Raw genomic sequence first — 25,467 nt, forward strand, 5'->3', positions numbered from 1 at the left:
AGAAGGAAGCGGTTTCATGACGGATATCCTGGTCGTCGGGGCGGGCCCGGTCGGACTGACCTTGGCTGCCGAACTTGCCCGCCACGGCGCCACCTGCCGGATCATCGACCAGCTGGCGCAGCCCACCGGCTACTGCAAGGCTCTGGGCGTCACGCCGCGCACGCTGGAAGTCTGGGAGGACATGGGCATCGTCCGTCCGATGATCGAAGGCGGGCTCTGGCTGACCGGCCTGCGGCTGATCGTGAACGGCGAGCTGGTCAAGGAGATCACGGAGGGGCTGCCGGCCCTGCCCTACGGGCTTACCCTGGGCCTTCCGCAATACGAGACCGAGTTCGTGCTGGGCGAGCATGCTCGCCGCCTGGGCATCCTGCCCGAGCGCGGCACGTCCCTGCAGTCCGCCGAACCTTCCCTAAACGGGGTCGCGGTCAGGCTCGCGCACGAGGACGGCCGCACCGAGGAGGCCAACTTCCGCTACGTGGTCGGGTGCGACGGTGCCCACAGCATGGTCCGCAAGGCAGCCGGCATCGGCTTTCCGGGCGAGGCCTACCCGGTGGAGTTCATGCTGGGGGATGTCGCGGTCGACTGGCCGGTGCCGCGTGGGGTGGGGATCCGGGCCGTGCAGATGGAGGACGGGGAAATGACCGGCTTCCTGGTAGCGGTGCCGCTGCCCGACAAGGGAAGATACCGGCTCACCTCCTACGCCCCGCCCGAGCTTGCCCAGGAGCCTGGCCAGCAGTCGGACGATGCTCACGGGATCCAGGCGGAGCGGACTCCCCCCGACCTGGCGGTCCTGCAGGCCATCACCGAGCGGCTGATGCCGGGCGTCACGCTGTCCGACCTGCGCTGGTCCTCGATCTTCAGGATCAGCATGCGCCTGGCCGACGCCTATCGAAAGGGGCCGTTCTTCCTTGCCGGGGATGCCGCCCATATCCACCCCCCCACAGGGGGCCAAGGCATGAACACCGGAATCCAGGATGCGTACAACCTGGCCTGGAAGCTGGCCCTGGTCGTCCGTGGCGAAGCACCGGGAACGCTGCTCGACAGCTATGAGGCGGAGCGTCGCCCGGTCGGCATGGACGTGCTCGAGCGCACGATCGCGCAGACCGCGGCGTTCCGGACGGGCCAGACCGGCGGCAAGCGCGGCAGCGATACGCGGCTGGAGGACTCCCAGCTGACGATCGCCTATCGGGACAGCGCCTGGGTCGTCGACGAGATGTCAGGCGAGGCCGATGGTCCCGCCGCGGGCGACCGGGCGCCGGATGCATCCGGCCTGCGCCGCCTGGGCCTTGGCATGCCGGTGCGACTGTTCGATCTTCTGCGGGGGACCGAGCACGTGCTGCTGCTCGACGTTCAGGACGACGACGAGGCAGGCCGCGGGGTAGCCACGGCGTCACTGCTCCGGCACCGGTTCGGCCGGCGGGTGCGCTGCTACGGGATCGTGGCACCGGGCCAGGGGCGTACCGACCTTCCGCTCCTCCCGCTGATCGAGGATGCCGACGGCATGTTCGCCGCCGCCTACGGCAGCGGACGCCAACGGGCCTGGGTGGTTCGCCCCGACGGCCATATCGGCTATCGCGGCCTGGAGGGCGACGGCCCCATCCGGTACCTGGAGAAGGTCCTGGCGCCCGCCTGATACAGCTGCCGGGCCGGTGAGCCGCGGGCATGGCCCCTTGATCGATTGGAACCTCGTACCGACGTTCGTCATTGAGGACCTGCATTCGCCCACTCGAACGAAACGGGGAGCTCCGCATGGAACGGCAGCTGCAGATCACCTACAAGGGACTGGAGTCCTCACCCTCTCTCGACGCGATGATCCGCGAACGGACGGAGCGCCTGGAGCGACACCATCCCCATGTGATCGGTTGCCGGGTCGCCGTCGAGGTGCCTCACCGCAGCCCCGATAGCGGAAAGACCGCGATCGCCGTCGCGGTCGAGGTCGAGGTACCCGGCCGTAACCTGATCGTCGGCCGGAGCGACACCGAGCGGCGCGAGGTGAAGAACGACCATACCGCGGTCGTGAACCGCGCGTTCGACGCGGCGCAGCGCCAGCTCGAGGACTCGGTCCGGACCCAGCGCGACCACGCCCGTCACATCGACGGCGGCACCCTGCGTACCGGCCAGGTCGTCCGGATCTTCCCGGATGCCGGCTACGGCTTCATCGAGATCGTGGGCTCGCCCGACCTTCATTTCACCAAGGACGACGTCGTGAGCGGCGGGTTCGACGAGATCGAGGTCGGCGCCATGGTCCAGGTGACCCCGTCGCCGGCCGAGGGGCCGATGGGCCCGCGGGCGACGGAGGTCCGCCTGTTCACCAAGGAACGCGCCGCCTCCTGAACCTGTCCCGGCAGGACGTCAGGCGGGCGGAGCCTTTTCCACCGCGCACTCGGTGGGCGGCCGGCTGCCGGACGTCCAGGTCGCCTGGTCGCCCTTGCCGCGGAAGTCGAACTGGTCGGTACCGTACCAGATCCCCGAGCCGGCGAGCTTTTGGGGGAGGATCAGGGTCTCGCCGCCGTTCTCAGTGATGATCGCGGTGTCCGGCTCGAACCAGATCCCGAGCCGGGTACCGTCCTCGCAGCGATACTCCACGGTCGAGACGGCCTTGATCTCGGGATCGTCCGCCGGCTGGGTGGCGCATCCACCCAGCGCCATCAGGGCCGCACCGAGAAAGGCGGCCCCGCCACCGTCAATTGTCCGTCCCGTCGATCGCACTGCCGACCTCCACCTTTCCGCCCGCCTTGTCATAGACGCAGATCATTGTTGCCCGTCCCTGCCCACCCTTGGGCTTCCCCTGCACCAGCGCAAGGTCATAGGAGGGGCTTCCGAACGGATCCAGCCCAGCCGTGGCATCCTCCAGAAGGCGGCCGGTCGCGCCGCAAGGCAGGCAGCCCCCATCTCCTGCCGGCATGCCATCAAGGCCCCATACGTGGAAGCGCGGGCCCGCAGAGGATCCAGCATCGTGGCCGAAGCCGGCGGAATGACCCAAAGGCGCCCGACCATTGTCCGGCCTCGTTCATGCCCCAAGGTTGATGCAGGGCTTAGTATTACTGATTCTCATGCGGGCAGCGCGTCGTTGAACGAAATGCTGCTCATGGTAGTAGTTATCAGTGTCGGCCTGTTGGCCGGCCGCGGCAATTTGAAGGCCCAGCTTGCGCCGCGTCAACAAACGCTAAAGCGCCACGACCTGGTCGTGGTTCACCTTGTGAAAGGCGAGCCGATCCATGCGAACCAACGTCATCCCATCCTCATCGGGATCCTGTGGCCTGCGAGCCTGTAGCCACGCCGGCTGATCTGGCCGGCACCCGGACCAATCCGGCCCTAGCTACCATCGCTTTGCCCTGGATCCGAACGATGATCTGCGCGCAATCATCTCCCCTTCATGTCGTGGTGGACAACCAGCATGTCGGCCTGCTGGTGCGGACCGGTGACGTCTTTCGCTTCGTTGCCGCCGACCCGGCCTTCCGCCTGCTCGACGGCAGCAGGTTCCGCCGCCTTGAGCAGGTGCAGCGGGCCGCCGGCGCCATGAAACGGGCGCTGCGCGAGACAGGCGGCCGCGGCGCCCCGTCCGCCCGGGACACCCAGCACTGACATCTTCTTCCTCATAGGACCGTTCTCATGTCGGACATTACGTCCAAGCATCCTGAAACGCTGGCGCTGCATGGTGGCTGGCGCAGCGACCCTGCCACCGGGGCCGTCGCCGTCCCGATCTACCAGACGACCTCCTACGAGTTCCGCGACACCGAGCACGCCCGCAAGCTGTTCGGCCTGGAAGAGCTCGGCAACATCTACACGCGGATCATGAACCCGACCCAGGACGCGCTGGAAAAGCGGATCGCGGCACTGGAAGGCGGCGTGGCGGCGCTGGCGCTGTCCTCCGGCCAAGCGGCCTCGGCCTTCTCGGTGCAGAACTTGGCCTCGGCCGGCGACAACATCGTCAGCTCCACCGATCTCTATGGCGGCACCTGGAACCTGTTCGCGAACACGCTGAAGCAGCAGGGAATCGAGGTCCGCTTCGTCGATCCGGCCGATCCGGAGAACTTCCGCCGCGCCACCGACGAGCGCACCCGCGCCTACTACGCCGAGACCCTGCCGAACCCCAAGCTGCAGGTCTTCCCGATCCGCGAGGTTGCGGAGATCGGCCGGCCGCTGGGCATCCCCTTGATCGTGGACAACACCGCGGCACCGATCCTGGCCCGCCCGATCGACCACGGTGCCGCGATCGTGGTGCACTCGCTCACCAAGTATATCGGCGGGCACGGCTCCTCGATCGGCGGCATCATCGTGGACAGCGGCACGTTCGACTGGGCGGCCGTGCCGGCCCGCCAGCCCTTGCTGAACCAGCCCGACCCGAGCTATCACGGTGCCGTCTGGGTCGAGGCGGTCAAGCCGCTGGGGCCGATCGCCTACATCATCAAGGCACGGGTCACGCTCCTGCGCGACCTGGGCTCGGCGATCGCACCCCTGAACGCGTTCCTGGCCATCCAGGGCGTGGAAAGCCTGCCGCTGCGGATGCGCGAGCACGTCAAGAACGCGTCGGCGGTCGCAGCCTGGCTCAAGGGGCGCCCGGAAGTGGCGACCGTGATCCATCCGAGCCTGCAGGAAGGGGAAGCCCGCCGCCGCGCGGACACCTACCTGAAGGGCGGCTATGGCGGGCTGGTCGGCTTCGAGCTGAAGGGCGGGCTCGAGTCCGGGCGCCGCTTCATCGACGCGCTGCAGCTCTTCTACCATGTCGCGAATATCGGCGATGCCCGGTCGCTGGCGATCCATCCGGCCACGACCACCCATTCCCAGCTGAGCGCCGACGAGCAGCAGCAGACGGGCGTGACCGACGGCTATGTCCGCCTGAGCATCGGAATCGAGCATATCGACGACATTCTGGCCGACCTCGATCAGGCGCTCCTAGCCTCCAGCCGGATCACCCGCGCCGCGGCATGAGCTTGGCGGCACCCCGCAGGCGATGTATCTGTCTGGAAATATCGCCTGCGGAGGCTCCATGTTCCGACGCCCGCTCGCTGCCCTCGCTCTTGTCGTTGCCCTGCTGCTCACGACGGCGGTGCGTGCGGAGGAGCGGATCACCGTGTTCGCGGCGGCCAGCCTGAAGAACGCGTTGGACGAAGCCATCGCGGTCTTCGGCAAGGCGACCGGTGCGGAGGTGGTTGCGTCCTATGCAGCCAGCTCGGCGCTCGCAAAGCAAATCGAGGCGGGGGCGCCGGCAGACCTGTTCTTCTCGGCTGATATCCCCTGGATGGACTACCTTGCGGAGCGTGAGCTGATCGACGCCTCCAGCCGGCTCGACCTTCTCGGCAACGACTTGGTCCTGGTGGCGCCCGCCGCGAGCGATCTAGGCGCACTTACGGTCGACGGGCAGCTCGACTTGGCCGGCCTGCTGGGCGAGGGAAGGCTAGCGACGGGGCAGGTCGATTCGGTGCCGGCCGGCAGGTACGCCAAGGCGGCGCTCCTGCAGCTGGACCTGTGGAACAGCGTCGAGCAGAGGCTCGCCCAGTCCGACAATGTCCGGACCGCGCTGGCCCTCGTGGCGCGCGAGGAGGCACCGCTCGGCATCGTCTATGCGACCGACGCCGCCGCCGAGGCGGGCGTCAAGATCGTGGGCATGTTCCCCGAGACCAGCCATCCGCCGATCGTCTATCCCCTGGCCCTGATCAGGGCGGGCGCGTCCAAGCCCGGTGCGATGGCCTTCCTGGCCTACCTGAAGAGTGATGCGGCCACTCCCATCTTCCGCAAGGCCGGCTTCAAGCTGCTTCATCCTCCGGCCTCGTGAGCGTCCGACGCAACCGGCCGGCCGGCTCATGATCGCGCACGTCCCTTGTCCGGCCTTCCTGGAGTCCGGTTCGCCATGACCGGCTGGATGGCGCTCACGCCGGAGGAGTGGATGGCTGTCCGGCTGAGCCTGTGGGTGTCGCTCGTGGCGATGCTGGCAAGCCTGCCGTTCGGCATCCTGGTGGGCATGCTGCTCGCCCGCGGCAGGTTCTGGGGACGTGCAGTCCTGGACATCCTCGTCCACCTTCCGTTGGTCCTGCCCCCCGTGGTGACTGGCTATCTGCTGCTCCTGACCTTCGGCCGCCGTGCCCCACTGGGCGCCTTCCTGGCCGAGCATCTGGGCATTGTCTTCGCGTTCCGCTGGACCGGCGCCGCACTCGCCTGCGCCGTCATGGGGTTTCCGCTCCTCGTCCGTGCGATCAGGCTTTCGGTCGAAACGGTTGATCGTCGGCTGGAGGATGCCGCGCGGACGCTCGGCGCAGGTCCCGCCTGGGTCTTCCTCACGGTCACGCTGCCCCTCATCCTGCCTGGGATCCTGGCCGGCATGATCCTCTCCTTCGCCAAAGCGCTCGGCGAGTTTGGGGCCACCATCACCTTCGTCTCCAACATCCCGGGCGAAACCCAAACCCTGCCCAGCGCCATCTACACCCTGATCCAGGTGCCGGGCGGGGAAACAGGTGCGCTCCGGCTGGTCCTGGTCTCGGTCGCCATCTCGGTAACAGCCCTCCTGGCCTCAGAGCTGCTGGCCCGGCGGATGGCGAAGAGGACCGGTGATTGACCGGGACCAGCCTCGAAATCGACATCCGCCACCGCCAGGGCGATTTCCTGCTCCAGGCGGCGTTCACCGCACCGGCCGGGCTCACCGCGCTGTTCGGTCGGTCGGGCTCGGGCAAGACTACGCTGGTCAATGCCATCGCCGGCCTCCTCCGGCCGGACCATGGTCGGATCCTGGTGGACGGCAGGCCCCTTCTCGACACGAGCAGGGGGCTGCACCTGCCGGCCCATCTTCGCCGGGTCGGCTATGTCTTCCAGGATGCCCGCCTGTTCCCCCACCTCACCGTCCGCCAGAACCTGCACTACGGGCACTGGTTCACGTCCAGGGCGGAACGAACGGCGGATGCCGACGCCATCGTGGCGATGCTGGGTATCGGTCATCTTCTCGGCCGGCGGCCTGCTGCCCTTTCCGGGGGGGAGAAGCAGCGGGTCGCGATCGGCCGGGCGCTGATGGCAAGCCCGAAGCTGCTGTTGATGGACGAGCCGCTGGCGTCGCTGGATGACGCCCGCAAGACGGAGATCCTGCCCTTCGTCGAGCGGATCCGCGATGAGGCGAGCGTCCCGATCGTCTATGTCAGCCATTCCGTGGCCGAGATTGGCCGTCTTGCCACCACAGTCGTGATGCTCGCCGATGGCCGGGCGGTCGCAGCCGGCCCGACTGCGCAGATCATCGCCCAGCCCGACCTCTTCGAAGGCAGCGACCGCGCCGAGGCCGGCACCATCCTCCACACTCGGATCGACCATCACGACCACGAGTTCGCGCTCACGGTGCTCTCCTGCCCGGCCGGCCGCATCGATGTGCCGGCAATCCCGGCACCGCCCGGCACATCCGTCCGCCTGCGTATCCGGGCGCGCGACGTGACCCTCGCCACGACAAGGCCAGACCATTCGAGCGCCCAGAACATCCTTACGGGCTTCGTCACCGCCATCCAGGCGACTGATGCACCGGTGACGGTCGTCCAGCTGGACTGTCATGGCGAGCGACTGACCGCTCAGGTGACCCGGCGTGCCGTGGCCATGCTCGGCCTGCGGGTAGGCAGCTCCGTCTTCGCGATCGTCAAGAGCGTCACCTTTGACCCTACGGCCGTCAGCCCGTGAGGCCCGTGGCCCTTGCCAGCACCGCCACTAGCGGGAGAGTGCCCTCGCGGCAGGCGGCCCATGCCTCACCAACTTCACAGGATCTGGCCGTATCCCATACTTGCCGTGCCATCACCGGCTGACGGGGTGGGGACGAACATGGGAACACCGGCACCAGGATCTCAAGGTCTGGCAACATCCTCCTTCGATCTAGGCTGCAGCAAGCAGCGTTCGGCAGCCCGGCTGGCCTGTGAGACGATGGATCCGGATAGCTGCGAGCCGCATAGCCCATCTCTGCCCGGCCGAGCCAAGCAGGCCGGCGTCGCGGCTCGGACTTCAAGCTCAGGAGCGGCCCCCGTCGCCGGTGCCTGCAGGAAGCGCAACGACATGCTGATCGACCTACCCGACGCGGGCGATGATCGACGGTGACCAGCTGCCCACCGAGCACGCCCGGGTCGTGCGCGAGTTGCAGGCGCCGGCCTATCCACCAACATCGGCTTCGGGGTGATCGGGCATGGCCACCGTCCTTTTGTTGTTGCACCAGGTCCGGTCTAGGCTCGACAGCCATCAGATCTTCCCCATCGCTCCGGCCAGCATCCGCGACCCCCTGCACAACGACCTGAGGCAACCTGTCGGCACCCGGTCATCCGATCCGTCGGTCATGCAATCGCGGCGGCGCTGTGGGACAGGAACGAGCCCGAAATTGCGCGGGCAATCCCGCCTATGTCCCCAACCAGGCGCCAAAGCCCGCCACGATTTGTTCGTCCAGGGGACCCAGCGACATCCACGGCAGGTACCGGGGACTTCAGGACATCCAGAGCATGTTTGCTGTGCTTTTCGGCTAGGCAGCTGACCGCCTGGGCTGGAGGAGAATCCCCTCCAGCCCAGGCGGGGCGTCGGGCTGACCATGCCGCTCACGCACCAGATCCTTGCTCTGGTTGGTCAAGACGCATGATCGAGGGCACGACTCTGCTCAGTTGAAGGCCAGGACCCGCCCGACGTCCAGCAGCACCAGCAACTGGTTGTCGAGGCGATAGATGCCCCTGGAGAACTCCCGCCAACACTGGGTCAGCGGCGTCAGGTCGGTGTCGAAGCGATCGGCTGGTGGCTGAAGCACTTCGCCGATCTGGTCGATGAGGAGGCTGTAGAGTTCGCCGCCATGCTCGCAGACGACGCTCATGCTCGGCCGGTCCGACACCACGGCATCCATGCCCAGCCTTTGCCGAAGGTCGATCGCCGTCACGATCCGGCCACGCAGGTTGAGGACGCCGGCAATCTCCCGTGCGGCCAGCGGGACTCGCGTGATGCGCTGAAAGCCCAGGATGTCCTGCACGATCCTTACCGGAATGCCGACCAGCTGACCGCCGACATGCATCGAGACGAGTTCCTCGGCGGCCGCCTGAGGACGGCGGGAGGACTTGGGTTCGGCAATGGAGCTGTTCATGACGGTACCCTGTGCGCCTTGGGATGGGATGCCAGTTCTGCGACCAGTGCTTCGCGGTCCAGCTTGCCGACATGGCCGTCGAAGCCGGCCTCGCGACCGCGTTCGATGTCCTTTGGTGCGGTATGGGAGGTCAGCGCCACCATTGGCACGTTCTGCCAGCTGCCGTCGGCGCGGCAGCATGCGGCAAAAGCGAAGCCGTCCATGCCGGGCATCTCGATATCCGAGACGATCGCATCGTACATCTCGCCCTTGTCACGGTATTCCAAGGCCTTGGCGGCCGAATCCACCGCGGTGACCTCGTAGCCGTGGGACTGCAGGATCGGCAGCAGGATGTTGCGGAAAAACGCACTGTCGTCGACCAGCAAGATCCGCCTGGGTTTGGTGTTTGCCGCCTCCATGAACGGTTCGGTCTCGTTGCGATCGAACCAACCGCCGAAGACCTGGTTCACGAAATAGCTGACATCGACCACCTCGGTCGAACGCCCAGCGATGATGGCGCTCCCCAGGACATTGACGCTGCCGCTCCGGCATTCGAGCCGGATCTCCTGCTCGGTGATGTCGATGATGCTGTCCACGACCAGGCCCATGTCGTTGCCGGCGTCCGTGAAAACCAGGACGGGCCGCGTCCCGTCGGACACCCGTACCGGCTGCCCCTCGAAGTCGACGATCGGCATCAGTCGCCCGCGATACTGGACCACGGTGCTGGTTCCGGACCACTCGATCTGGGCCGGCTCGATCTCCTCCAGCCGGGTCACGAGCGCCAGAGGCACTGCCTTCGGCGCACCGGCCCCGGCGCGGAACAGGAGCAGCGAAGTGGCGTCGTCCTGCTGGCTCTGCGACGACGCTTCCTTCTTCTCCGCCACCGGATTGGCCGACTTGCCGATCCGGTCGGTCAGCCCGTTCAGATCGAGGATCATGACGACGTCGCCGTCGCCGAGGATCGTGTTGCCCGAGAACAGCCGGTGGCCGCGCAGGATCGGTGCCACTGGCTTGACCACGATCTCCTCGGTGTCGAACACTTGGTCGACGATGAGCCCGAACACACAGGGGCCAATCTGGGAGACTACCACGTGGGTGTCTTCGACATTGGTCTCGTCCCCACGCAGCCCGAGCACGCCGGCCAGCGAGATCAGCGGCAGCAGGCGATCGCGCAGGCGGAGGATTGGCGCGCCGTCGATCACCTCGATCCGATGCTTGGACCGGGCACCGGCGCGGACCAGCTCGACCACGCCGATCTGCGGGATGGCATAGCGCTCGCCAGCAGCGGCCACGATCAGCGCGGAAACGATGGCGAGGGTCAGCGGGATCTTGATGACGAACCGGGTTCCACGCCCAAGTTCGGACGACATCTCGATCGTGCCACCGATCTTCTCGATATTGGTCCGCACGACGTCCATGCCGACACCGCGGCCGGACACGTTGGTCACCTGGCGCGCGGTCGAAAAGCCAGCTTTGAAGATGAACTGCTGGATCTGCTGCGTGCTGAGAGAAGCCAGCTCGGCCTCGGTCGCCAGTCCGTTCGCCAGGATCTTCGCGGCGATCGCGTTGGTGTCCAGACCTTTGCCGTCGTCGGCGATCTCGATGATGATGTGGCCGCCTTCATGGAAGGCATTCAGCCGGATCTTGCCCTGCTCGGGCTTGCCCGCCGCCACACGCGCCTTGGTCGTTTCCAGCCCGTGATCGGCGGAATTGCGGACCATGTGGGTGAGCGGATCCTTGATCAGCTCCAGGATCTGGCGGTCGAGCTCCGTGTCGGCGCCGACCATCTCAAGCTCGATCTGCTTGCCCAGCTCCATGCCGAGGTCGCGGACCACGCGTGGCAGCTTGCTCCACACGTTGCCGATCGGCTGCATGCGCGTCTTCATCACGCCCTCCTGCAGCTCGGACGTGATGTGGGACAGCCGCTGGAGTGGCGCCTTCAGGGCATTGTCGCTGCTCTTGCGCGCCGTCTGCAGGAGCTGGTTGCGGGTGAGCACGAGCTCGCTCACCAGCGTCATCAGCTTTTCAAGCAGCTCGATATTGACCCGTAACGTCTGGTGGGCCACCGACTCCGTGGCTGCGGCCCGCCCGGCGGCTTCCTCCGGCGGATTCTTCGCCGCCAGGACAGGCTTGGCTGCCCCCTCGGTCTCAGGTGCTGGCACGTTCGTCCGTGCGGGCAAGGTTTCCGATCCGGGTGCGATGACAGCGTTCGGCATGATCGGTTCCACTTCCTCCTGGCGTCCGGAGCAGGCGTCCAGGCGCGCGATCAGCTCGCTGTCGTCGCCAGCCGGCTCCGCCCTCGTCGCCTCCAGTACCGCGAGGATCTCCTTGATCCGGTCCAGGGCCTCCAGGATCAGACTCACTTCGCTGGGGCCGGGCACGAGCTTGCCCTCGCGAAAGTCGCCCAGCACGTTCTCGGCGGCATGGGCGACATGCTGCAGGCGGGGCAGCCCCAGGAACCCGCAGGTCCCCTTGATCGTGTGGACCATGCGAAAGATGCTGCCGAGCAACTCGCGGTCGCTGGGGTTGCGCTCCAGCTTGACGAGCTCGACATCGAGCAGCGTCATGCTCTCCGCACATTCGGTCAGGAAGTCGGCGAGAAGTTCATCCATGGCCGCTCATCCCTGCCCGCGCCGGTGACGGTCGAGAACGATGACATCGGCAGGATGGTGCTGCAGGAAACGACCCAGGATGTCCTGGCCCGCCGGTGTCGCGGCGCGCGAGATGGTGGTACCGGGAAATTCCGGCGCCTTTGCCGGCGACGCCCGGCGCAGCTCGACTTGGGACCGCAATAACCACGCCCTCAGGAATTCCATGATCTTTCAATCCTCGATCGCCACGCTCTCGCGTCTCGGCACGCAGATTGCCTCACCCGGGTTAACGAACCCTGAATGCCAGCCGATCCCGGCCAACTTTCCTTCCAGGTGATCATCATGGATCTCTCCATCGTCCCGGGCGCCCTCGTCTGCCATCCGCTGGAGCCTGGCTGGGGGCTCGGCATGGTGCAGAGCGTCGTCGGACACCGGGTCACGGTGAACTTCGAGCACCGGGGCAAGGTGCTGATCGACATCCGCCATGTCACCCTGACACCGGTACGTGAAGACCGGAGCCAAGGAACAAGATGACCCGGCAACGGGCCCTTGCCGGCCCGAAAGCACCGGCGGAACGTGCCACTAGGCCGGGACACCGGGCCTTGCCTCGGCCGGGCCGGCCACGGCCGTTACCGCCGGCCCGACGCAAGCGGTTCGGCCTGCCTCGCCTCCTCGGCCATGCGGCGGTGCTGTCGTGCCTGGCCCTGCTTGCCCTGGTGATCGATGCGGCGAGGCTGGCGCACGGGGTGGCTCGTCCTGCCCGGGCGAGCGCGGTGACCCTGCTGGACCGGACCGGCACCCCCATCACTACGCTGGGCGATGGGTGGTCGACACCACTCCAGCTCCAGGACGTGGCACCGGTGATGGCTCAGGCCGTGATTGCCATCGAGGACCGGCGGTTCTTCCATCATGTCGGCGTCGACCTCATCGGGCTGGGACGTGCCCTGGTGCGCAACCTGACGGCCGGCCGCATCGCCGAGGGTGGCAGCACGATCACCCAGCAGTTGGCCAAGCTCGCCTTTCTCAGCCCGGAACGGAGCTTCCTGCGCAAGGCGCGCGAGGCGGCACTGGCGGTCTGGCTGGAAGCCACCCTTTCCAAGCAGGACATCCTCGCCGCCTATCTCGACCGTATCTATCTCGGCGGTGGCGTGAGCGGCGTGCGGGCGGCCGCCCGCAGGCATTTCGGCGTCGAGGCGGGGTCGCTGGATCTGGCACAGTCGGCCCTGCTGGCGGGCATGATCCGGGCGCCGTCGCGGCTCGATCCCGGCCGAAACCTGGAAGCGGCCAGAGCACGCGCATCGGTGGTGCTGGACGCCATGGTCCAGGCCGGAGCCATCGACCGCGCAGAGGCCGACGGAGCCAGGACGAAGCCGGCAAGGGTCCTTCCGGCGAGGGTGAACGAGCCCTTGCTGCGCACGCTGGCACAACGGGCAAGGCGGCTCTGGCCGGACGAGGCCCTACTCGTTCGAACCACGCTGGATGTCGAACGTTCTCGTAAGGCTCGTGCCCTGCTGGCCGCGACACTGGCCGGGCAGCCGCCGCGTGCGGGCGCCGGTGCGCTCCTGGCCATGAGCGGGAATGGCGAAATCCTGGCGGGCGCCTCCGTGCCAGGCGATCTTGGCGGCCTCGACCGTACCACGGAGGTGCGCCGGCAGCCGGGCTCAGCCTTCAAGCCAGTCGTCTTCGCCGCAGCGATCGAGGATGGGCACCAGCCCGACGAGAAGATCGCGACCGGCACCCTGGTCATCGATGGCTGGCAGCCGCGCAACCTCGTGCCGCCGCCCGCGGACGAGATCACCCTGGCGCAGGCCCTCTCGTTGTCCACCAACACCGCCGCCGTGCGCCTGGCCATGCAGGTCGGCCTGGACCGGGTGGTGCAGGTGGCGCGCCGTCTTGGAATTTCATCCGACCTTCCGGCCGTGCCTTCGCTAGTGCTCGGCAGCACCGAGGTCACCATGCCGGAACTCGCCACCGCCTATGCCGCGCTGACAAGCGACGGCGTGGTGCGAGAGCCAGTGTGGTGGACGAGCGCGACAGGCGAAGACGGGCGACGGCTGGAAATCGTCCGCACACCGGGAGTGCGTGCCCTGTCGGCCGGCACCGCACGCGTCATGCGCGGCATGTTGACTGACGCGATGCAGTATGGAACCGGCACGGCTGCGAAGGTTCCGGGTGGCTTCGGCAAGACCGGGACCAGCTCCGGGTTCCGGGATGCCTGGTTCGTCGGCGGCAATGCCAAAGGCATGATCGTCGCGGTCTGGATCGGCAATGACGATCACAAGCCGATGAAAGGCGAGACGGGCGGAGGGCTCCCTGCACGCATCTTCAGGAACTTCCTGATGGATCCGGGATGATTGGCGGTTATCAGTTGTCCAGGAGCCAACGGATGACGCCTTGCATCGTCCGCACCATGCGGTCCCGGTTCAGGCCGGGATTTCGGATGGCGCGCACCGAAATGCCCTGGAACAGGGTGAACAAGGTCTCGACGTGACCTTCCAGCCGCCCGTCCGACAGGTCGGTCCCTGGCTTCGCAGCCTTGCGCAGCATTTCGCCCATCCGAGCTCGCAGGACGGAATCGGATGCCTGCAGGACGGCGGCAACCTTGGGATTGCGGGCCGCCTCGGCCAGCACCTCGATCATAAGGGCTGTGTCCTGGTGGGCCATGCACTTGTCGACACCGGTGCCGACCGCCTCGATCAGCGCCTCCGATAGCGGCCGCTGGCAGCGCTCGATCATGTCCATCGTCGCCAGGATCTCCGCCTGGTTGTTCTGGACGATGGCGGCGATAATCGCTTCCTTGTTTTCGAAGTAGTGATAGATGTGACCGACACTCATGCCGGCGCTCCTGGCGATCTCGGCCATGCTGGCGCTGTGGAAGCCATGCCTGCAGAAGCAGTCGGTGGCACCCTTCAGAACCTGCTGGCGGCGCGCTTCGTTGCGCGTCTTTTCCAGGCAGCCCCGTTCAACAATGCCCATCTTCATTCACCCCAGGCATGGGCCCTTCCATGCCGCAATGCAGCAGCTTGACGCTGTCCTATCCCCTTCCTAGAATGAACGCTCATTCTAAGCAAGTGACCGACCGACGGACCAGCCGGCCGCACTTCCCGGAGATCGAGCGCATGCGAAACCTTTCTGGTCGCCTGGCGACCGGCCTGATGCTGGCGGGTGCTCTGATCCTGGCCGGATGCGGGCAGGAGGAAGGTGGACAGCAGCAGTCGGAGGCCACCCCCCCGACTCCCGAGGTGACGGTGGTGACCCTTACCCCACAGCCGGTCGAGATCACGACGACCCTACCGGGGCGCGCCTCCCCCTACCAGATTGCCGAGGTGCGGCCGCAGGTGAACGGCATTCTGCAGGAGCGGCTGTTCCGCGAAGGTGCGGATGTCGTGAAGGGCGAAGCGCTCTACCAGATCGATCCGGCCGTCTACCGGGCTGCCTATGAGACCTCCAAGGCGGAACTGGCTCAGGCCGAAGCGGCCCTCGTCTCCGCGAGGAACAGAGAGCGGCGGAACGAGGAGCTGGTCCGCACGAACGCGGTCAGCCGGGCCGCCTACGATGATGCCGTCTCGGCGATGGGCGAAGCCAGCGCCGCTGTCGAGGCGCGCAAGGCCGCCCTTGCCTCGGCCAAGATCAACCTCGATTATACCACCGTGACCGCCCCGATCGCCGGACGCATCGGACGCTCCGCCTTTACTGCGGGCGCGCTCGTCACGGCCAACCAGGCCGAGACGCTTACCACGATCCACCAGCTGGACCCGATCTATGTCGACGTCACCCAGTCGAGCGCGGAGCTGTTGAAGCTGCGCCGGGCGCTTGCGGACGGAAGGTATGAGCGGGTCGATCCGGATCGTGCGGAGGTCGAGCTGACCCTGGAAGATGGCACCACCTACGGCCATCCGGGGGCGCTCGAGTTCGCGGACGTGACGGTGAGCGAGAGCACGGGTGCGGTGACGCTGCGTGCCCTTTTCCCCAATCCCGAGGGGATCCTGCTTCCTGGCATGTTCGTGCGGGCGGAGATCAAGGCGGGCGTTGATCCGGAAGGGATCCTGGTGCCGCAGCGAGCGGTATCACGGGATCCCAAGGGGCGTGCGACGGCGCTCGTGGTTGCCGCCGAAGACAAGGTGGAGCAGCGCATCCTGGTCACGGACCGGACCGTCGGCGACCAATGGCTGGTCAGCGAGGGCGTCAAGGCCGGCGAGCGGGTGATCGTCGAGGGCCTCCAGAAGGTGCGCCCGGGGGCGGTGGTCAAGGTGATCGAGGCGGAAACCAAGTCCGTGGCCGACGCTTCGGCTGCCAGCGCCCCGGTCCGGAGGTAAGAGCGTGGCTCGTTTCTTCATCGACCGGCCGATCTTCGCCTGGGTGCTCGCCATCGTCGTGATGATGGCGGGTGCACTTGCCATCTGGACGCTGCCGATCGCCCAGTACCCGTCGATCGCACCACCGTCGGTCTCGATCACTGCGACCTATCCCGGTGCATCGGCCAAGGTGGTCGAGGATTCGGTCACGCAGGTGATCGAGCAGCGCATGAAGGGCATCGACGGCCTGCGCTACATGTCGGCGAACAGCAGCTCGTCCGGGCAGGTCGAGATCACGCTGACCTTCGATCCGGGCACCGACCCGGACATCGCGCAGGTGCAGGTCCAGAACAAGCTGTCGCTGGCAACGCCGCTCCTCCCTGAGGAAGTACAGCGCCAGGGCGTTCAGGTCGCCAAGGCCAGCAGCAGCTTTCTGATGGTGGTGGGCTTGGTCGCGGCCGAGGGCTCGGACTTCAACCAGACCGATCTCGCCGACTACATGGCTTCAAACATCCAGGACCCGATCTCGCGGGTCGAGGGTGTGGGCGAGGTGCAGCTGTTCGGCGCGCAGTATTCCATGCGCGTCTGGCTGGATCCGACCAAGCTGGTCAATTTCGGCCTGGTGCCGGCTGACATCATCGCCGCGATCCGGGCGCAGAACGCCCAGGTTGCCGCGGGCCAGCTAGGTGGCCTCCCATCTACGGAGGGCCAGCAGCTCAATGCCACGATCACCGCGCAGTCCCTCCTGCAGACGCCCGAGGAGTTTCGGCAGATCTTCCTGCGCACGGCCGAGGACGGCTCGGCGATCCGGCTGGGCGATGTCGGCCGCGTGGAGGTTGGCGCAGAGACCTATGCCACCTCCGCCAACTATAACGGGCGCCCCTCGACCGGCCTCGCGATCCAGTTGGCGTCCGGAGCAAACGCGCTGGAGACTGCAGAGGCGGTCCGGGCGGAGATGCAGCAGCTCGAGGCCATGATCCCCGAGGGGATGGAAGTCATCATCCCTTACGACACGACGCCGTTCGTGAAGGTGTCGATCGAGAGCGTGGTCGAGACGCTGATCGAGGCGATCGTGCTGGTCTTCCTCGTCATGTACCTGTTCCTGCAGAACTTCCGGGCGACGCTGATCCCGACCATCGCGGTGCCGGTCGTGCTGCTGGGTACCTTCGCCGTGCTCGAGCTCGCTGGCTTCTCGATCAACGTGCTCACCATGTTCGCGATGGTGCTGGCGATCGGCCTCCTGGTCGACGACGCGATCGTGGTCGTGGAGAACGTCGAGCGCGTGATGCACGACGAGAAGCTCCCCCCCAAGGAAGCCACCCGCAAGTCGATGGACCAGATCACCGGTGCGCTGATCGGCATCGGTCTGGTGCTGTCGGCCGTGTTCATCCCGATGGCGTTCTTCGGCGGGTCGACCGGCGTCATCTATCGGCAGTTCTCCATCACCATCGTAGCCGCGATGGGCCTCTCGGTGCTGACAGCCCTGATCTTGACGCCGGCCCTGTGCGCCACGATCCTGAAGCCGTCCCATTCGGCACGGCGTGGCCCGTTTGCCTGGTTCAACCGGGGCTTCGAGAAGACGACCAACGGCTATGTCGGCCTGGTCGGCTACATGGCGCGCCGGGGCGTTCGCTTCCTGATCGTCTATCTCATCCTTGCGGCCGGCATGGGCTACATGTTCCTGCGCCTGCCCACGGCGTTCCTGCCGGACGAGGACCAGGGCATCATGTTCGTCCAGGCGCAGCTGCCTGTGGGTGCAACCCAGGAGCGGACCCTGGAGGTGCTGAAGACGGTCGAGCGTCACTTCCTGGAGAACGAGGCCGATTCGGTTGCCTCGATCTTCACCGTAGCGGGCTTCAGCTTCGCGGGCTCCGGCCAGAATGCCGGCATCGGCTTCGTCCTGCTCAAGGACTGGGAAGAGCGCGAGGAGCCTTCCCAGAACGTGGCGGCGATCGCCGGGCGGGCGATGGGCGCCTTCTCGCAGATCCGCGACGCCATGGTGTTCGCCTTCGCGCCGCCGGCCGTGCTGGAGCTGGGCAACGCCACCGGCTTTGACGTGCAGCTTCAGGACCGCAGCGGCCAGGGCCACGAGGCGCTCATGGCGGCACGCAACCAGTTCCTGGGCATGGCGGCCCAGAACCCGAACCTGGTGGGCGTGCGGCCGAACGGGCTGGAGGACCAGCCGGAGTACCGGATCGATATCGACCATCACAAGGTGGGCGCGCTGGGCCTCTCGATCGAAGACGTGAACGACGCGCTCGCGGCGGCCTGGGGCGGCACCTACATCAACGACTTCCTGGACCGCGGCCGCATCAAGAAGGTCTATGTCCAGGCCGATGCGCCCTACCGCATGGTGCCGGAGGACCTGGACCAGTGGTACGTGCGGAACAACCAGGGCGAGATGGTGCCGTTTTCGGCCTTCGCGTCCGCCTACTGGGCCTACGGCTCGCCCAGGCTGGAGCGCTATAATGGCCTGCCCTCGGTCGAGATCCTGGGCCAGCCGGCGCCGGGGCTGAGTTCGGGCGCGGCCATGGATGCAGTCGAGCAGATGATGGCGCAGTTGCCGCCTGGCTTCGGCTACGAGTGGACAGGTCTGTCGGACCAGGAACGGGCCGCAGGTGCGCAGGCGCCGCTGCTCTACGCGATCTCGATCCTGGTCGTCTTCCTGTGCTTGGCGGCCCTCTACGAGAGCTGGTCGATCCCGTTCTCGGTCATGCTGGTGGTGCCGCTGGGCGTGCTCGGCGCGCTGTCGGCGGCGACGCTGACGGGCCTGTCGAACGACGTGTTCTTCCAGGTGGGCCTGCTCACCACCATCGGCCTCGCGGCCAAGAACGCGATCCTGATCGTGGAGTTCGCCAAGGACCTGAACGAGGCCGGCAAGAGCCTGATGGACGCGACGCTGGAGGCCGCCCGGCTTCGGCTGCGCCCGATCATCATGACCTCGCTCGCCTTCGGGCTGGGTGTCACGCCGCTGGCGATCTCGTCCGGTGCCGGCTCTGGTGGCCAAAACGCGATCGGCATCGGTGTGCTCGGCGGCGTGATCGCGGCGACCTTCCTGGGCATCCTGTTCGTGCCGTTGTTCTTCGTGACCGTGCGCAAGCTCTTCAGCAGGAAGAAGCAGCAGCCGGAGACGCCACGAGCGGAGGCCGTCCCGGCGGAGTAAGCCTCCAGCCGGCAGCGGGAGCGGCATTGGCCGGGAGGCCGGTGCCGCTCTTGTTGTTTGTGGTGGACCATGGGCAGGCAAGCCTTCAGGCTCACAGGCAGCAGAGCCAGGGGAGTGCGTCGTGGACGAGGCTGCCATCCAGAAGGTCGCCGTGATCGGCTTCGGCACGGTGGGCGTGGGCTGGACGGCCTTGTTCGTGGCGAATGGCTGCGACGTGACGGTGCATGATCCGGCGGCCGGCAGCCTTGCGGACATGCAAGCGGCCCTGGCAACGAGCCTTGCCAGCCTGCGGGAGCTCGGCCGGGATCAGCTTGGCACGCTTGCGGTCGCGGCTTCACCGGAAGAGGCGGCAGCGGCCGCCGACTTCGTGCAGGAAAACGCACCGGAACGGCTCGACTTCAAGCGGGACCTGCTGCGGCGGCTGGACGGGGCGGCACCTGCCCATGCCATCATCGCGACCAGCACCTCGTCCCTGCTCTGGAGCGACTTGGCCCGTGACTGCGCGCAGCCCGGGCGGGTCATCGTCGGCCATCCGTTTAATCCGCCGCACATCATGCCGCTGGTGGAGCTGTTCGGGCCGGACGCGGCGGTGCTGGACCGGGCGACGGCGTTCTACACGCAGTTGGGCATGCGGCCGGTGCGGCTGCGCAAGGAGATGCAGGGGCATATCGCCAACCGGCTGGCCTCCGCGCTCTACCGGGAGGCGGTGTATCTGGTGGAGCAGGGGGTGGCCTCCGTCGGCGAGGTGGATGCGGCGCTGCGCGACGGGCCAGGGCTGCGCTGGGCGATCATGGGCGCGCACCTGACCTACCACCTGGGCGGCGGCAAGGGCGGCATCCGGCACTATCTGGAGCATCTGGGGCCGAGCCAGGAGCGGCGCTGGCAGGATCTGGGCCAGCCGGTGCTCAGTCCCGAGCTCAAGGAGAAGCTGGTGGAAGGGGTGGAAGCCGTGGCGGATGGACGGTCGGTGGAAGAGCTGGAGGCGGAGCGCGATGCGGCGCTGCTGGCGCTGCTGCGGGCCCGGGCGGACGTGACGCCGTGAGCGGATCGCCGATTGCCGTGGCCGTGGCGCCCAATGGGGCGCGGCTGACGAAGGCGGACCATCCGGGGCTGCCGATCACGCCGGATGACCTCGCGGTGACCGCGCGGGCCTGCCTGGAGGCGGGAGCCTGCATGATCCACCTCCATGCGCGCGACGCTGCCGGCGTCCATAGCCTGGATCCCGGCCATGGGCGGGCGGTGATGGAGGCGGTACAGACGGCGGTGGGGCGTGAGCTGGTGGTGCAGGTGACGACCGAGGCGGTCGGCATGTACCAGCCAGACGCGCAGATGGGCCTGGTGCGGGCGCTCCGGCCGGAAGCGGCGTCGGTGGCGCTGCGGGAGCTGGTGCCGGATGGAGCGCACGAGCGGGAGGCGGCGGGTTTCTTCCAGTGGTGCCGCCGGGAGAGGATCTGGCTGCAGCATATCCTCTACGACGTGGCTGATGTCGCCAGGATGAAGGAGCTGGTGGAGCGCGGGGTGGTGCCGGAGGGGCCGTCGGTGCTGTACGTCCTCGGTCGCTACACGGTGGGCCAGCGCTCGACGCCCATGGACCTGCTGCCGTTCCTCATGGCCGCACCGGAGGAGTGGCGCTGGATGATGTGCGCGTTCGGGGCGCAGGAGCGGGACTGTGCGCTGACCGCAGCACTCCTGGGCGGGCACGCGCGGATCGGCTTCGAGAACAACCGGCTGGCAGCCGACGGGACGGTGGCGGCCAGCAACGAGGCGCAGGTGCGGGGCTTCGTCGAGGCGCTGGCGGCGCTGGGCAGAAGGCCGGCGGGGGCGGACGAGCTGCGGGCGATGATCGCGTCGAAATAAGTCAAGCCGTTGAAAAGGCGTGGCCGCTTGGGTTCGTTCATGCAGTTTGCATGGTCGACGCTAGCGAGCCGCCGACGCCGGGCAGGACCATCCGGCAATATTGCATAGGCGGCTCCACCGGCAAAGAGGCCGGCGGAACCTGCAAGCCTACATCGTTGCCAGGGTGGCCTCGACCACGGCGATCGCTTCGGCGGCCCGGGCGGCATCAGGACCGCCACCCTGCGCGAAGTCGCGGCGGCCGCCACCACCCTGCCCGCCCAGCGCTTCCACGGCGCGGCGCACCAGCGCCACCGAATCGACCCGGCCGGTCAGGTCGTCCGTGGTGCTGACCACCACCGAGGCCTTGCCGTCGGTGACGGACACCAGCGTAACCACGCCCGAGCCCAGCTGCTTCTTCAGCTCATCGGCAGTGCCGCGCAACTCCTTGGCCGGCACGCCTTCGAGCTGGCGGGCCGCGAACGAGATGCCGTTGACCTGGCGGGCGGCATTCTCGGAAGCAAGGCCGCCTGTCGCAATCTTGCGACGAAGGTCGGCCAGCTCGCGCTCCAGCTTGCGGCGCTCTTCCACCAGCGCCTCGATCCGGCCGGGCAGCTCGGATGCGGGCACCTTCAGGGCACCGGCAGCCTTGGCGAGGATGGCCTCTTCCTCTTCGACATGGCTGAGCGCCAGCTCGCCGGTGACCGCCTCGATCCGGCGCACGCCGGCAGCGACCGCACCCTCGGCCAGCAGCTTGAACAGGGCGATGTCGCCGGTGCGGGCGACATGGGTGCCACCGCACAGCTCCACCGAATAGGTCTTGCCGTCGTCGGCGGTGCCCATCGAGACGACGCGCACCTCGTCACCATACTTCTCGCCGAACAGGGCCATCGCACCGGTCTCGATGGCGTCGTCCTTGGCCATGATCCGAATGGTGGTCGGGTCGTTCTGGCGCAGGTAGGAGTTCACCTCCCGCTCGACCGCCGCGATCTCCTCCTTCGAGACCGGCTTCGGATGGCTGAAATCGAAGCGCAGGCGATCGGGCTCCACCCGCGAGCCCTTCTGGGCCACGTGCCTGCCCAGGTGGCGCTGCAGCGCCTTGTGCATCAGGTGGGTGGCCGAGTGGGCGCGGCGGATCCGTGCACGGCGCTCCACGTCGATCGCCAGCCTGATGTCGTCGCCGACCCGGATGGTACCGCTCTCGACCTTGCCGATATGGACGAACAGGTCGCCCAGGTATTTCTGGGTATCGCTGACCGCGATGGTGGCGTCGCCGGACGTGATCGTGCCGGTATCACCGATCTGGCCGCCGGACTCGCCGTAGAACGGGGTCTGGTTGGCGACGAGACGTACCTCCGTGCCGGGACCGGCCTCCTCGACCAAGGCGTCGTCGACGACCAGGCCCACCACCTTGGCTTCGGCCGTGGCGGTCGCATAGCCCAGGAACTCGGTAGCCCCCGCCCGCTCGCGCAGGTCGAACCAGATGGGTGCGATGGCCGACGAGCCGGAGCCCTTCCAATGCTTGCGCGCCTCGGCCCGCTGCCGCTCCATCGCCGCGTCGAAGCCATCCAGGTCGACGCTGCGGCCTTGCGAGCGCAGGGCGTCCTGGGTCAGGTCGAGGGGGAAGCCGTAGGTGTCGTAGAGCTTGAAGGCGACCTCGCCCGAGAGCGGCTGGCCTTGCGGCAGGGAGACGACCTCCTCGTCCAGGAGGCGCAGGCCGCGCTCCAGCGTGCGCCGGAAGTTGGTCTCTTCCAGCTTGAGGACCTCGGTCACCAGCGCCTCGGCGCGGACCAGCTCGGGATAGGCCTTGCCCATCTCCTCGATGAGCGTCGGCACCATGCGGAACAGGAGCGGCTCCCGGGCACCGAGCAGCTGCGCATGGCGCATGCCGCGGCGCATGATCCGGCGCAGCACGTAGCCGCGGCCCTCGTTCGACGGCATCACGCCGTCCGCGATCAGGAAGGACGAGGCGCGTAGATGGTCGGCGATGACCTTGTGCGACGGGCGGCTCGGCCCTTCCGCCGGCGTGCCGGTCAACTCCTCGCTCTTCGCGATGATCCTCGCGAACAGGTCGATCTCGAAATTGTCGTGCTTGCCCTGCAGGACGGCGGCCAGGCGCTCCAGGCCCATGCCGGTGTCGATGGAGGGCCTTGGCAGGTTCACGCGGGTCGACTTGTCGACCTGCTCGAACTGCATGAAGACGAGGTTCCAGATCTCGATAAACCGGTCGCCATCGGCATCCGGCGAGCCCGGCGGGCCGCCCGGCACCTTGTCGCCATGGTCGTAGAAGATCTCGGAACAGGGGCCGCACGGGCCGGTATCGCCCATCGCCCAGAAATTGTCGGAGGTCGGGATCCGGATGATCCGGCTCTCAGGGAGACCGGCGATCTTCGTCCACAGGCCGAAAGCCTCGTCGTCCTCGGCATAGACGGTGGCGGTCAGCTTGTCCTTGGGCAGCCCGTACTCGCGGGTGACTAGGTTCCAGGCCAGCTCGATCGCCTGTTCCTTGAAGTAGTCGCCGAACGAGAAATTGCCCAGCATCTCGAAGAAGGTGTGATGCCGGGCCGTATAGCCCACATTGTCGAGGTCGTTGTGCTTGCCGCCGGCTCGCACGCATTTCTGCGCCGTCGTCGCACGGTTGTAGGAGCGGTGCTCCAGCCCCGTGAAGACGTTCTTGAACTGCACCATGCCGGCGTTGGTGAACAAGAGCGTCGGGTCGTTGTGGGGTACCAACGGGCCCGACGCGACAATCTCATGGCCGTGCCTGCCGAAATATTCGAGGAACTTCGTACGAATCTCGCTGACGCTGGCCATGGATCGTCCAAGAAGGCGCTATCGAAGAAGACGCCCCGTCAGTCGTCGATGGTGCGGTCTTCGTCAAGCAGTGCCGCAGCCCCGGCTACGCCAGCGCTCTGCCGGATGAACTGCTCCAGCTCGGCCGCCACCTCCGGGTTCTGCGCCAGATAGTTCTTGGCGTTCTCACGCCCCTGGCCGATCCGGGTGTCCTTGTAGGAGAACCAGGAGCCCGACTTCTCGACAACGCCGGCACGGAGGCCGAGGTCGATCAGTTCGCCGGTCTTGGACACGCCCTGCCCGTACATGACGTCGAACTCGACGACGCGGAACGGCGGCGCCACCTTGTTCTTGACGACCTTCACGCGCGTCTGGTTGCCGACGACCTCTTCCTTGTCCTTGATCTGGCCGATGCGGCGCACGTCCAGGCGGACCGAGGCGTAGAACTTCAGCGCATTGCCACCGCTGGTGGTCTCCGGGCTGCCGAACATCACGCCGATCTTGGAGCGGATCTGGTTGGTGAAGATCACCATGCAGCGCGAGCGGCTGATGCTGGCGGTGAGCTTGCGCAGCGCCTGGCTCATCAGACGAGCCTGCAGACCAGGCATCTGGTCGCCCATCTCGCCTTCGAGCTCGGCCTTGGGCACCAGTGCCGCCACCGAATCGATCACGACCACGTCGATGGCGCCGGAGCGCACCAGCGTGTCGGTGATCTCCAGCCCCTGCTCGCCCGTGTCCGGCTGCGAGATCAGGAGATCGTCGATGTTGACGCCCAGCTTCTTCGCATAGGTCGGGTCGAGCGCGTGCTCGGCGTCGACGAACGCGCAGGTGCCGCCGACCTTCTGCGCCTCGGCGATGACGTGGAGGCAGATCGTCGTCTTGCCCGACGCTTCCGGCCCGTAGACCTCGACGACCCGGCCGCGCGGCAGGCCGCCGATGCCCAGCGCGATGTCGAGGCCGAGCGAACCCGTCGAGACGGTCTCGATGTCGTCGCCAGCCCGCGACTGGCCCAGCCGCATGACCGAGCCCTTGCCGAACGCGCGCTCGATCTGGCTCAGCGCCGCATCCAGCGCACGCTGCCGGTCGCCGCCCTCGCGCCGCTGAACCGATACTTCCGCCATGATTGACTCCTCAGCGGTTGGGACGGATGCTGCCGATCCCATACCTTCCGGCGGCCCGACCTCGTCGAGCCGATACACGAAAACAATGGAGCATGCGATCTGCCGGTGGAATCCGGAGATCTGCATGGCCAACGACGCAGGACGAGGCTTCGACTAGAAGTCGAAGCACCGCCCGTTCTTTTCCCAGTCGCCGAACCGGGTGGGTTCCGGTCCCTTGGGTCCGCCCTGCTCACCCTCCGGCTGCACCGGCCCCACGGCCGGTGGCAACTGCTCGGGCTGCACGAGCTTCTCCGCCGGAGCCGGCCGATCAGCCTTGGCCAGCTCCGTTTCCTTCACGATCATGCTGCCTTCACCGATTCACGGGCCTGGGCCTCCGCCTCCTGCAGGAACCGCTGGATCAGGTGGTCCGACAGCGGCTTGCCGGCATTGCTCACGTCCGCGCGGATCTTCTCGATCACGTCGTCGTCGCCCGGCCGCTCGAAGTCGGACATGACGATTTCCTTGGCATAGGCCAGCGCGTCGTCGCCCTTCAGCCCCAGATACTCATTGGCGATCTTCAGGCCCACCAGCTTGTTGCGCCGATTGCGGACCTGGAAATAGATCTCCTGGTCATGCCGGAACC

At 67.2% G+C, this 25,467-nt stretch carries 24 protein-coding genes; 14 read left to right on the forward strand and 10 right to left on the reverse strand.

Annotation, left to right across the window (positions count from 1 at the left end; all coding sequences use genetic code 11):
* Positions 1–16: 16 nt before the first annotated feature.
* Complete coding sequence (locus VHL31_RS26275) at positions 17–1,633, forward strand: FAD-dependent monooxygenase (RefSeq protein WP_329664212.1); 1,617 nt, start codon at positions 17–19, stop codon at positions 1,631–1,633.
* Between the two features lie 116 nt (positions 1,634–1,749).
* Positions 1,750–2,334 carry an HPF/RaiA family ribosome-associated protein gene (locus VHL31_RS26280; protein WP_329664213.1) on the forward strand — a complete coding sequence of 195 codons (585 nt, stop codon included), beginning with the start codon at positions 1,750–1,752 and terminating at the stop codon, positions 2,332–2,334.
* An 18-nt stretch (positions 2,335–2,352) separates the two neighbouring features.
* Here VHL31_RS26280 and VHL31_RS26285 read toward each other — a convergent pair whose 3' ends face one another.
* Together VHL31_RS26285 and VHL31_RS26290 are read right to left on the reverse strand one after the other, a co-directional pair.
* Entirely contained in the window at positions 2,353–2,709 is a 357-nt protein-coding gene (locus tag VHL31_RS26285; protein ID WP_329664214.1) for an MliC family protein, read from the reverse strand.
* Positions 2,684–2,905 (reverse strand): hypothetical protein, encoded by a 222-nt coding sequence (locus VHL31_RS26290; protein ID WP_329664215.1) that lies wholly within the window; start codon positions 2,903–2,905, stop codon positions 2,684–2,686. Before VHL31_RS26290 ends, VHL31_RS26285 begins: the two co-directional genes overlap by 26 nt.
* A gap of 51 nt (positions 2,906–2,956) precedes the next feature.
* Between VHL31_RS26290 and VHL31_RS26295 the strand changes: the two genes are divergently transcribed.
* The 6 genes from VHL31_RS26295 to modC all read left to right on the forward strand — a co-directional run bounded on the left by VHL31_RS26295 (position 2,957) and on the right by modC (position 7,647).
* Positions 2,957–3,274 carry a hypothetical protein gene (locus VHL31_RS26295; protein ID WP_329664216.1) on the forward strand — a complete coding sequence of 106 codons (318 nt, stop codon included), beginning with the start codon at positions 2,957–2,959 and terminating at the stop codon, positions 3,272–3,274.
* Positions 3,275–3,348: 74 nt separating this feature from the next.
* Positions 3,349–3,585: a hypothetical protein gene (locus tag VHL31_RS26300; protein ID WP_329664217.1), complete on the forward strand. Its 237-nt coding sequence runs from the start codon at positions 3,349–3,351 to the stop codon at positions 3,583–3,585.
* Between the two features lie 27 nt (positions 3,586–3,612).
* Complete coding sequence (locus VHL31_RS26305; protein WP_329664218.1) at positions 3,613–4,932, forward strand: O-acetylhomoserine aminocarboxypropyltransferase/cysteine synthase family protein; 1,320 nt, start codon at positions 3,613–3,615, stop codon at positions 4,930–4,932.
* A 58-nt stretch (positions 4,933–4,990) separates the two neighbouring features.
* Positions 4,991–5,776 (forward strand): molybdate ABC transporter substrate-binding protein, encoded by a 786-nt coding sequence (gene modA, locus VHL31_RS26310; RefSeq protein ID WP_329664219.1) that lies wholly within the window; start codon positions 4,991–4,993, stop codon positions 5,774–5,776.
* A gap of 75 nt (positions 5,777–5,851) precedes the next feature.
* Positions 5,852–6,553: a molybdate ABC transporter permease subunit gene (gene modB / locus VHL31_RS26315; RefSeq protein WP_329664220.1), complete on the forward strand. Its 702-nt coding sequence runs from the start codon at positions 5,852–5,854 to the stop codon at positions 6,551–6,553.
* On the forward strand, positions 6,550–7,647 hold the full coding sequence (gene modC, locus VHL31_RS26320; protein WP_329664221.1) for a molybdenum ABC transporter ATP-binding protein: 1,098 nt from the start codon (positions 6,550–6,552) through the stop codon (positions 7,645–7,647). The genes modB and modC overlap by 4 nt, the downstream gene beginning before the upstream one ends.
* Before the next feature lie 952 nt (positions 7,648–8,599).
* Here the strand turns inward: modC and VHL31_RS26325 are convergent.
* From VHL31_RS26325 to VHL31_RS26335, 3 genes are read right to left on the reverse strand one after another with little or no spacing between them, the layout of a single operon-like run.
* Positions 8,600–9,070 carry a chemotaxis protein CheW gene (locus VHL31_RS26325; protein WP_329664222.1) on the reverse strand — a complete coding sequence of 157 codons (471 nt, stop codon included), beginning with the start codon at positions 9,068–9,070 and terminating at the stop codon, positions 8,600–8,602.
* Positions 9,067–11,661 (reverse strand): chemotaxis protein CheW, encoded by a 2,595-nt coding sequence (locus VHL31_RS26330; RefSeq protein WP_329664223.1) that lies wholly within the window; start codon positions 11,659–11,661, stop codon positions 9,067–9,069. Before VHL31_RS26330 ends, VHL31_RS26325 begins: the two co-directional genes overlap by 4 nt.
* 6 nt (positions 11,662–11,667) lie before the next feature.
* Positions 11,668–11,865, reverse strand: a complete 198-nt coding sequence (locus VHL31_RS26335) for a hypothetical protein (RefSeq protein WP_329664224.1) — start codon at positions 11,863–11,865, stop codon at positions 11,668–11,670.
* A 75-nt stretch (positions 11,866–11,940) separates the two neighbouring features.
* On the opposite strand from VHL31_RS26335, the gene VHL31_RS26340 reads away from it, so the two are divergent.
* Positions 11,941–12,174 carry a DUF3553 domain-containing protein gene (locus VHL31_RS26340; RefSeq protein ID WP_329664225.1) on the forward strand — a complete coding sequence of 78 codons (234 nt, stop codon included), beginning with the start codon at positions 11,941–11,943 and terminating at the stop codon, positions 12,172–12,174.
* 68 nt (positions 12,175–12,242) lie between these two features.
* Positions 12,243–13,994, forward strand: coding sequence for a transglycosylase domain-containing protein (locus VHL31_RS26345; protein ID WP_329664226.1), 1,752 nt, complete (start codon positions 12,243–12,245; stop codon positions 13,992–13,994).
* Between the two features lie 10 nt (positions 13,995–14,004).
* Here the strand turns inward: VHL31_RS26345 and VHL31_RS26350 are convergent, their stop codons facing one another.
* Entirely contained in the window at positions 14,005–14,622 is a 618-nt protein-coding gene (locus tag VHL31_RS26350) for a TetR/AcrR family transcriptional regulator (RefSeq protein WP_329664227.1), read from the reverse strand.
* A 137-nt stretch (positions 14,623–14,759) separates the two neighbouring features.
* Between VHL31_RS26350 and VHL31_RS26355 the strand changes: the two genes are divergently transcribed.
* The 4 genes from VHL31_RS26355 (at position 14,760) to VHL31_RS26370 (ending at position 20,955) form a co-directional block, all read left to right on the forward strand.
* Positions 14,760–15,956 (forward strand): efflux RND transporter periplasmic adaptor subunit, encoded by a 1,197-nt coding sequence (locus tag VHL31_RS26355; RefSeq protein ID WP_329664228.1) that lies wholly within the window; start codon positions 14,760–14,762, stop codon positions 15,954–15,956.
* 4 nt (positions 15,957–15,960) lie between these two features.
* Positions 15,961–19,098: an efflux RND transporter permease subunit gene (locus VHL31_RS26360; RefSeq protein ID WP_329664229.1), complete on the forward strand. Its 3,138-nt coding sequence runs from the start codon at positions 15,961–15,963 to the stop codon at positions 19,096–19,098.
* 121 nt (positions 19,099–19,219) lie between these two features.
* Entirely contained in the window at positions 19,220–20,140 is a 921-nt protein-coding gene (locus VHL31_RS26365) for a 3-hydroxyacyl-CoA dehydrogenase NAD-binding domain-containing protein (RefSeq protein ID WP_329664230.1), read from the forward strand.
* Complete coding sequence (locus VHL31_RS26370; RefSeq protein ID WP_329664231.1) at positions 20,137–20,955, forward strand: 3-keto-5-aminohexanoate cleavage protein; 819 nt, start codon at positions 20,137–20,139, stop codon at positions 20,953–20,955. Before VHL31_RS26365 ends, VHL31_RS26370 begins: the two co-directional genes overlap by 4 nt.
* 147 nt (positions 20,956–21,102) lie before the next feature.
* Here the strand turns inward: VHL31_RS26370 and alaS are convergent, their stop codons facing one another.
* From alaS to VHL31_RS26390, 4 genes are all read right to left on the reverse strand, one after another.
* Positions 21,103–23,745, reverse strand: coding sequence for an alanine--tRNA ligase (alaS, locus tag VHL31_RS26375; RefSeq protein ID WP_329664232.1), 2,643 nt, complete (start codon positions 23,743–23,745; stop codon positions 21,103–21,105).
* A gap of 38 nt (positions 23,746–23,783) precedes the next feature.
* Positions 23,784–24,845, reverse strand: a complete 1,062-nt coding sequence (gene recA / locus VHL31_RS26380) for a recombinase RecA (RefSeq protein WP_329664233.1) — start codon at positions 24,843–24,845, stop codon at positions 23,784–23,786.
* Between the two features lie 153 nt (positions 24,846–24,998).
* Positions 24,999–25,187: a succinate dehydrogenase assembly factor 4 gene (locus tag VHL31_RS26385; RefSeq protein ID WP_329664234.1), complete on the reverse strand. Its 189-nt coding sequence runs from the start codon at positions 25,185–25,187 to the stop codon at positions 24,999–25,001.
* A partial coding sequence (locus VHL31_RS26390) for a DUF1476 domain-containing protein (protein ID WP_329664235.1) occupies positions 25,184–25,467 on the reverse strand: 284 nt, incomplete at its 5' end. The genes VHL31_RS26390 and VHL31_RS26385, both read right to left, overlap by 4 nt.

The sequence above is a fragment of the Geminicoccus sp. genome (assembly GCF_036263595.1).
GTDB lineage: Bacteria > Pseudomonadota > Alphaproteobacteria > Geminicoccales > Geminicoccaceae > Geminicoccus.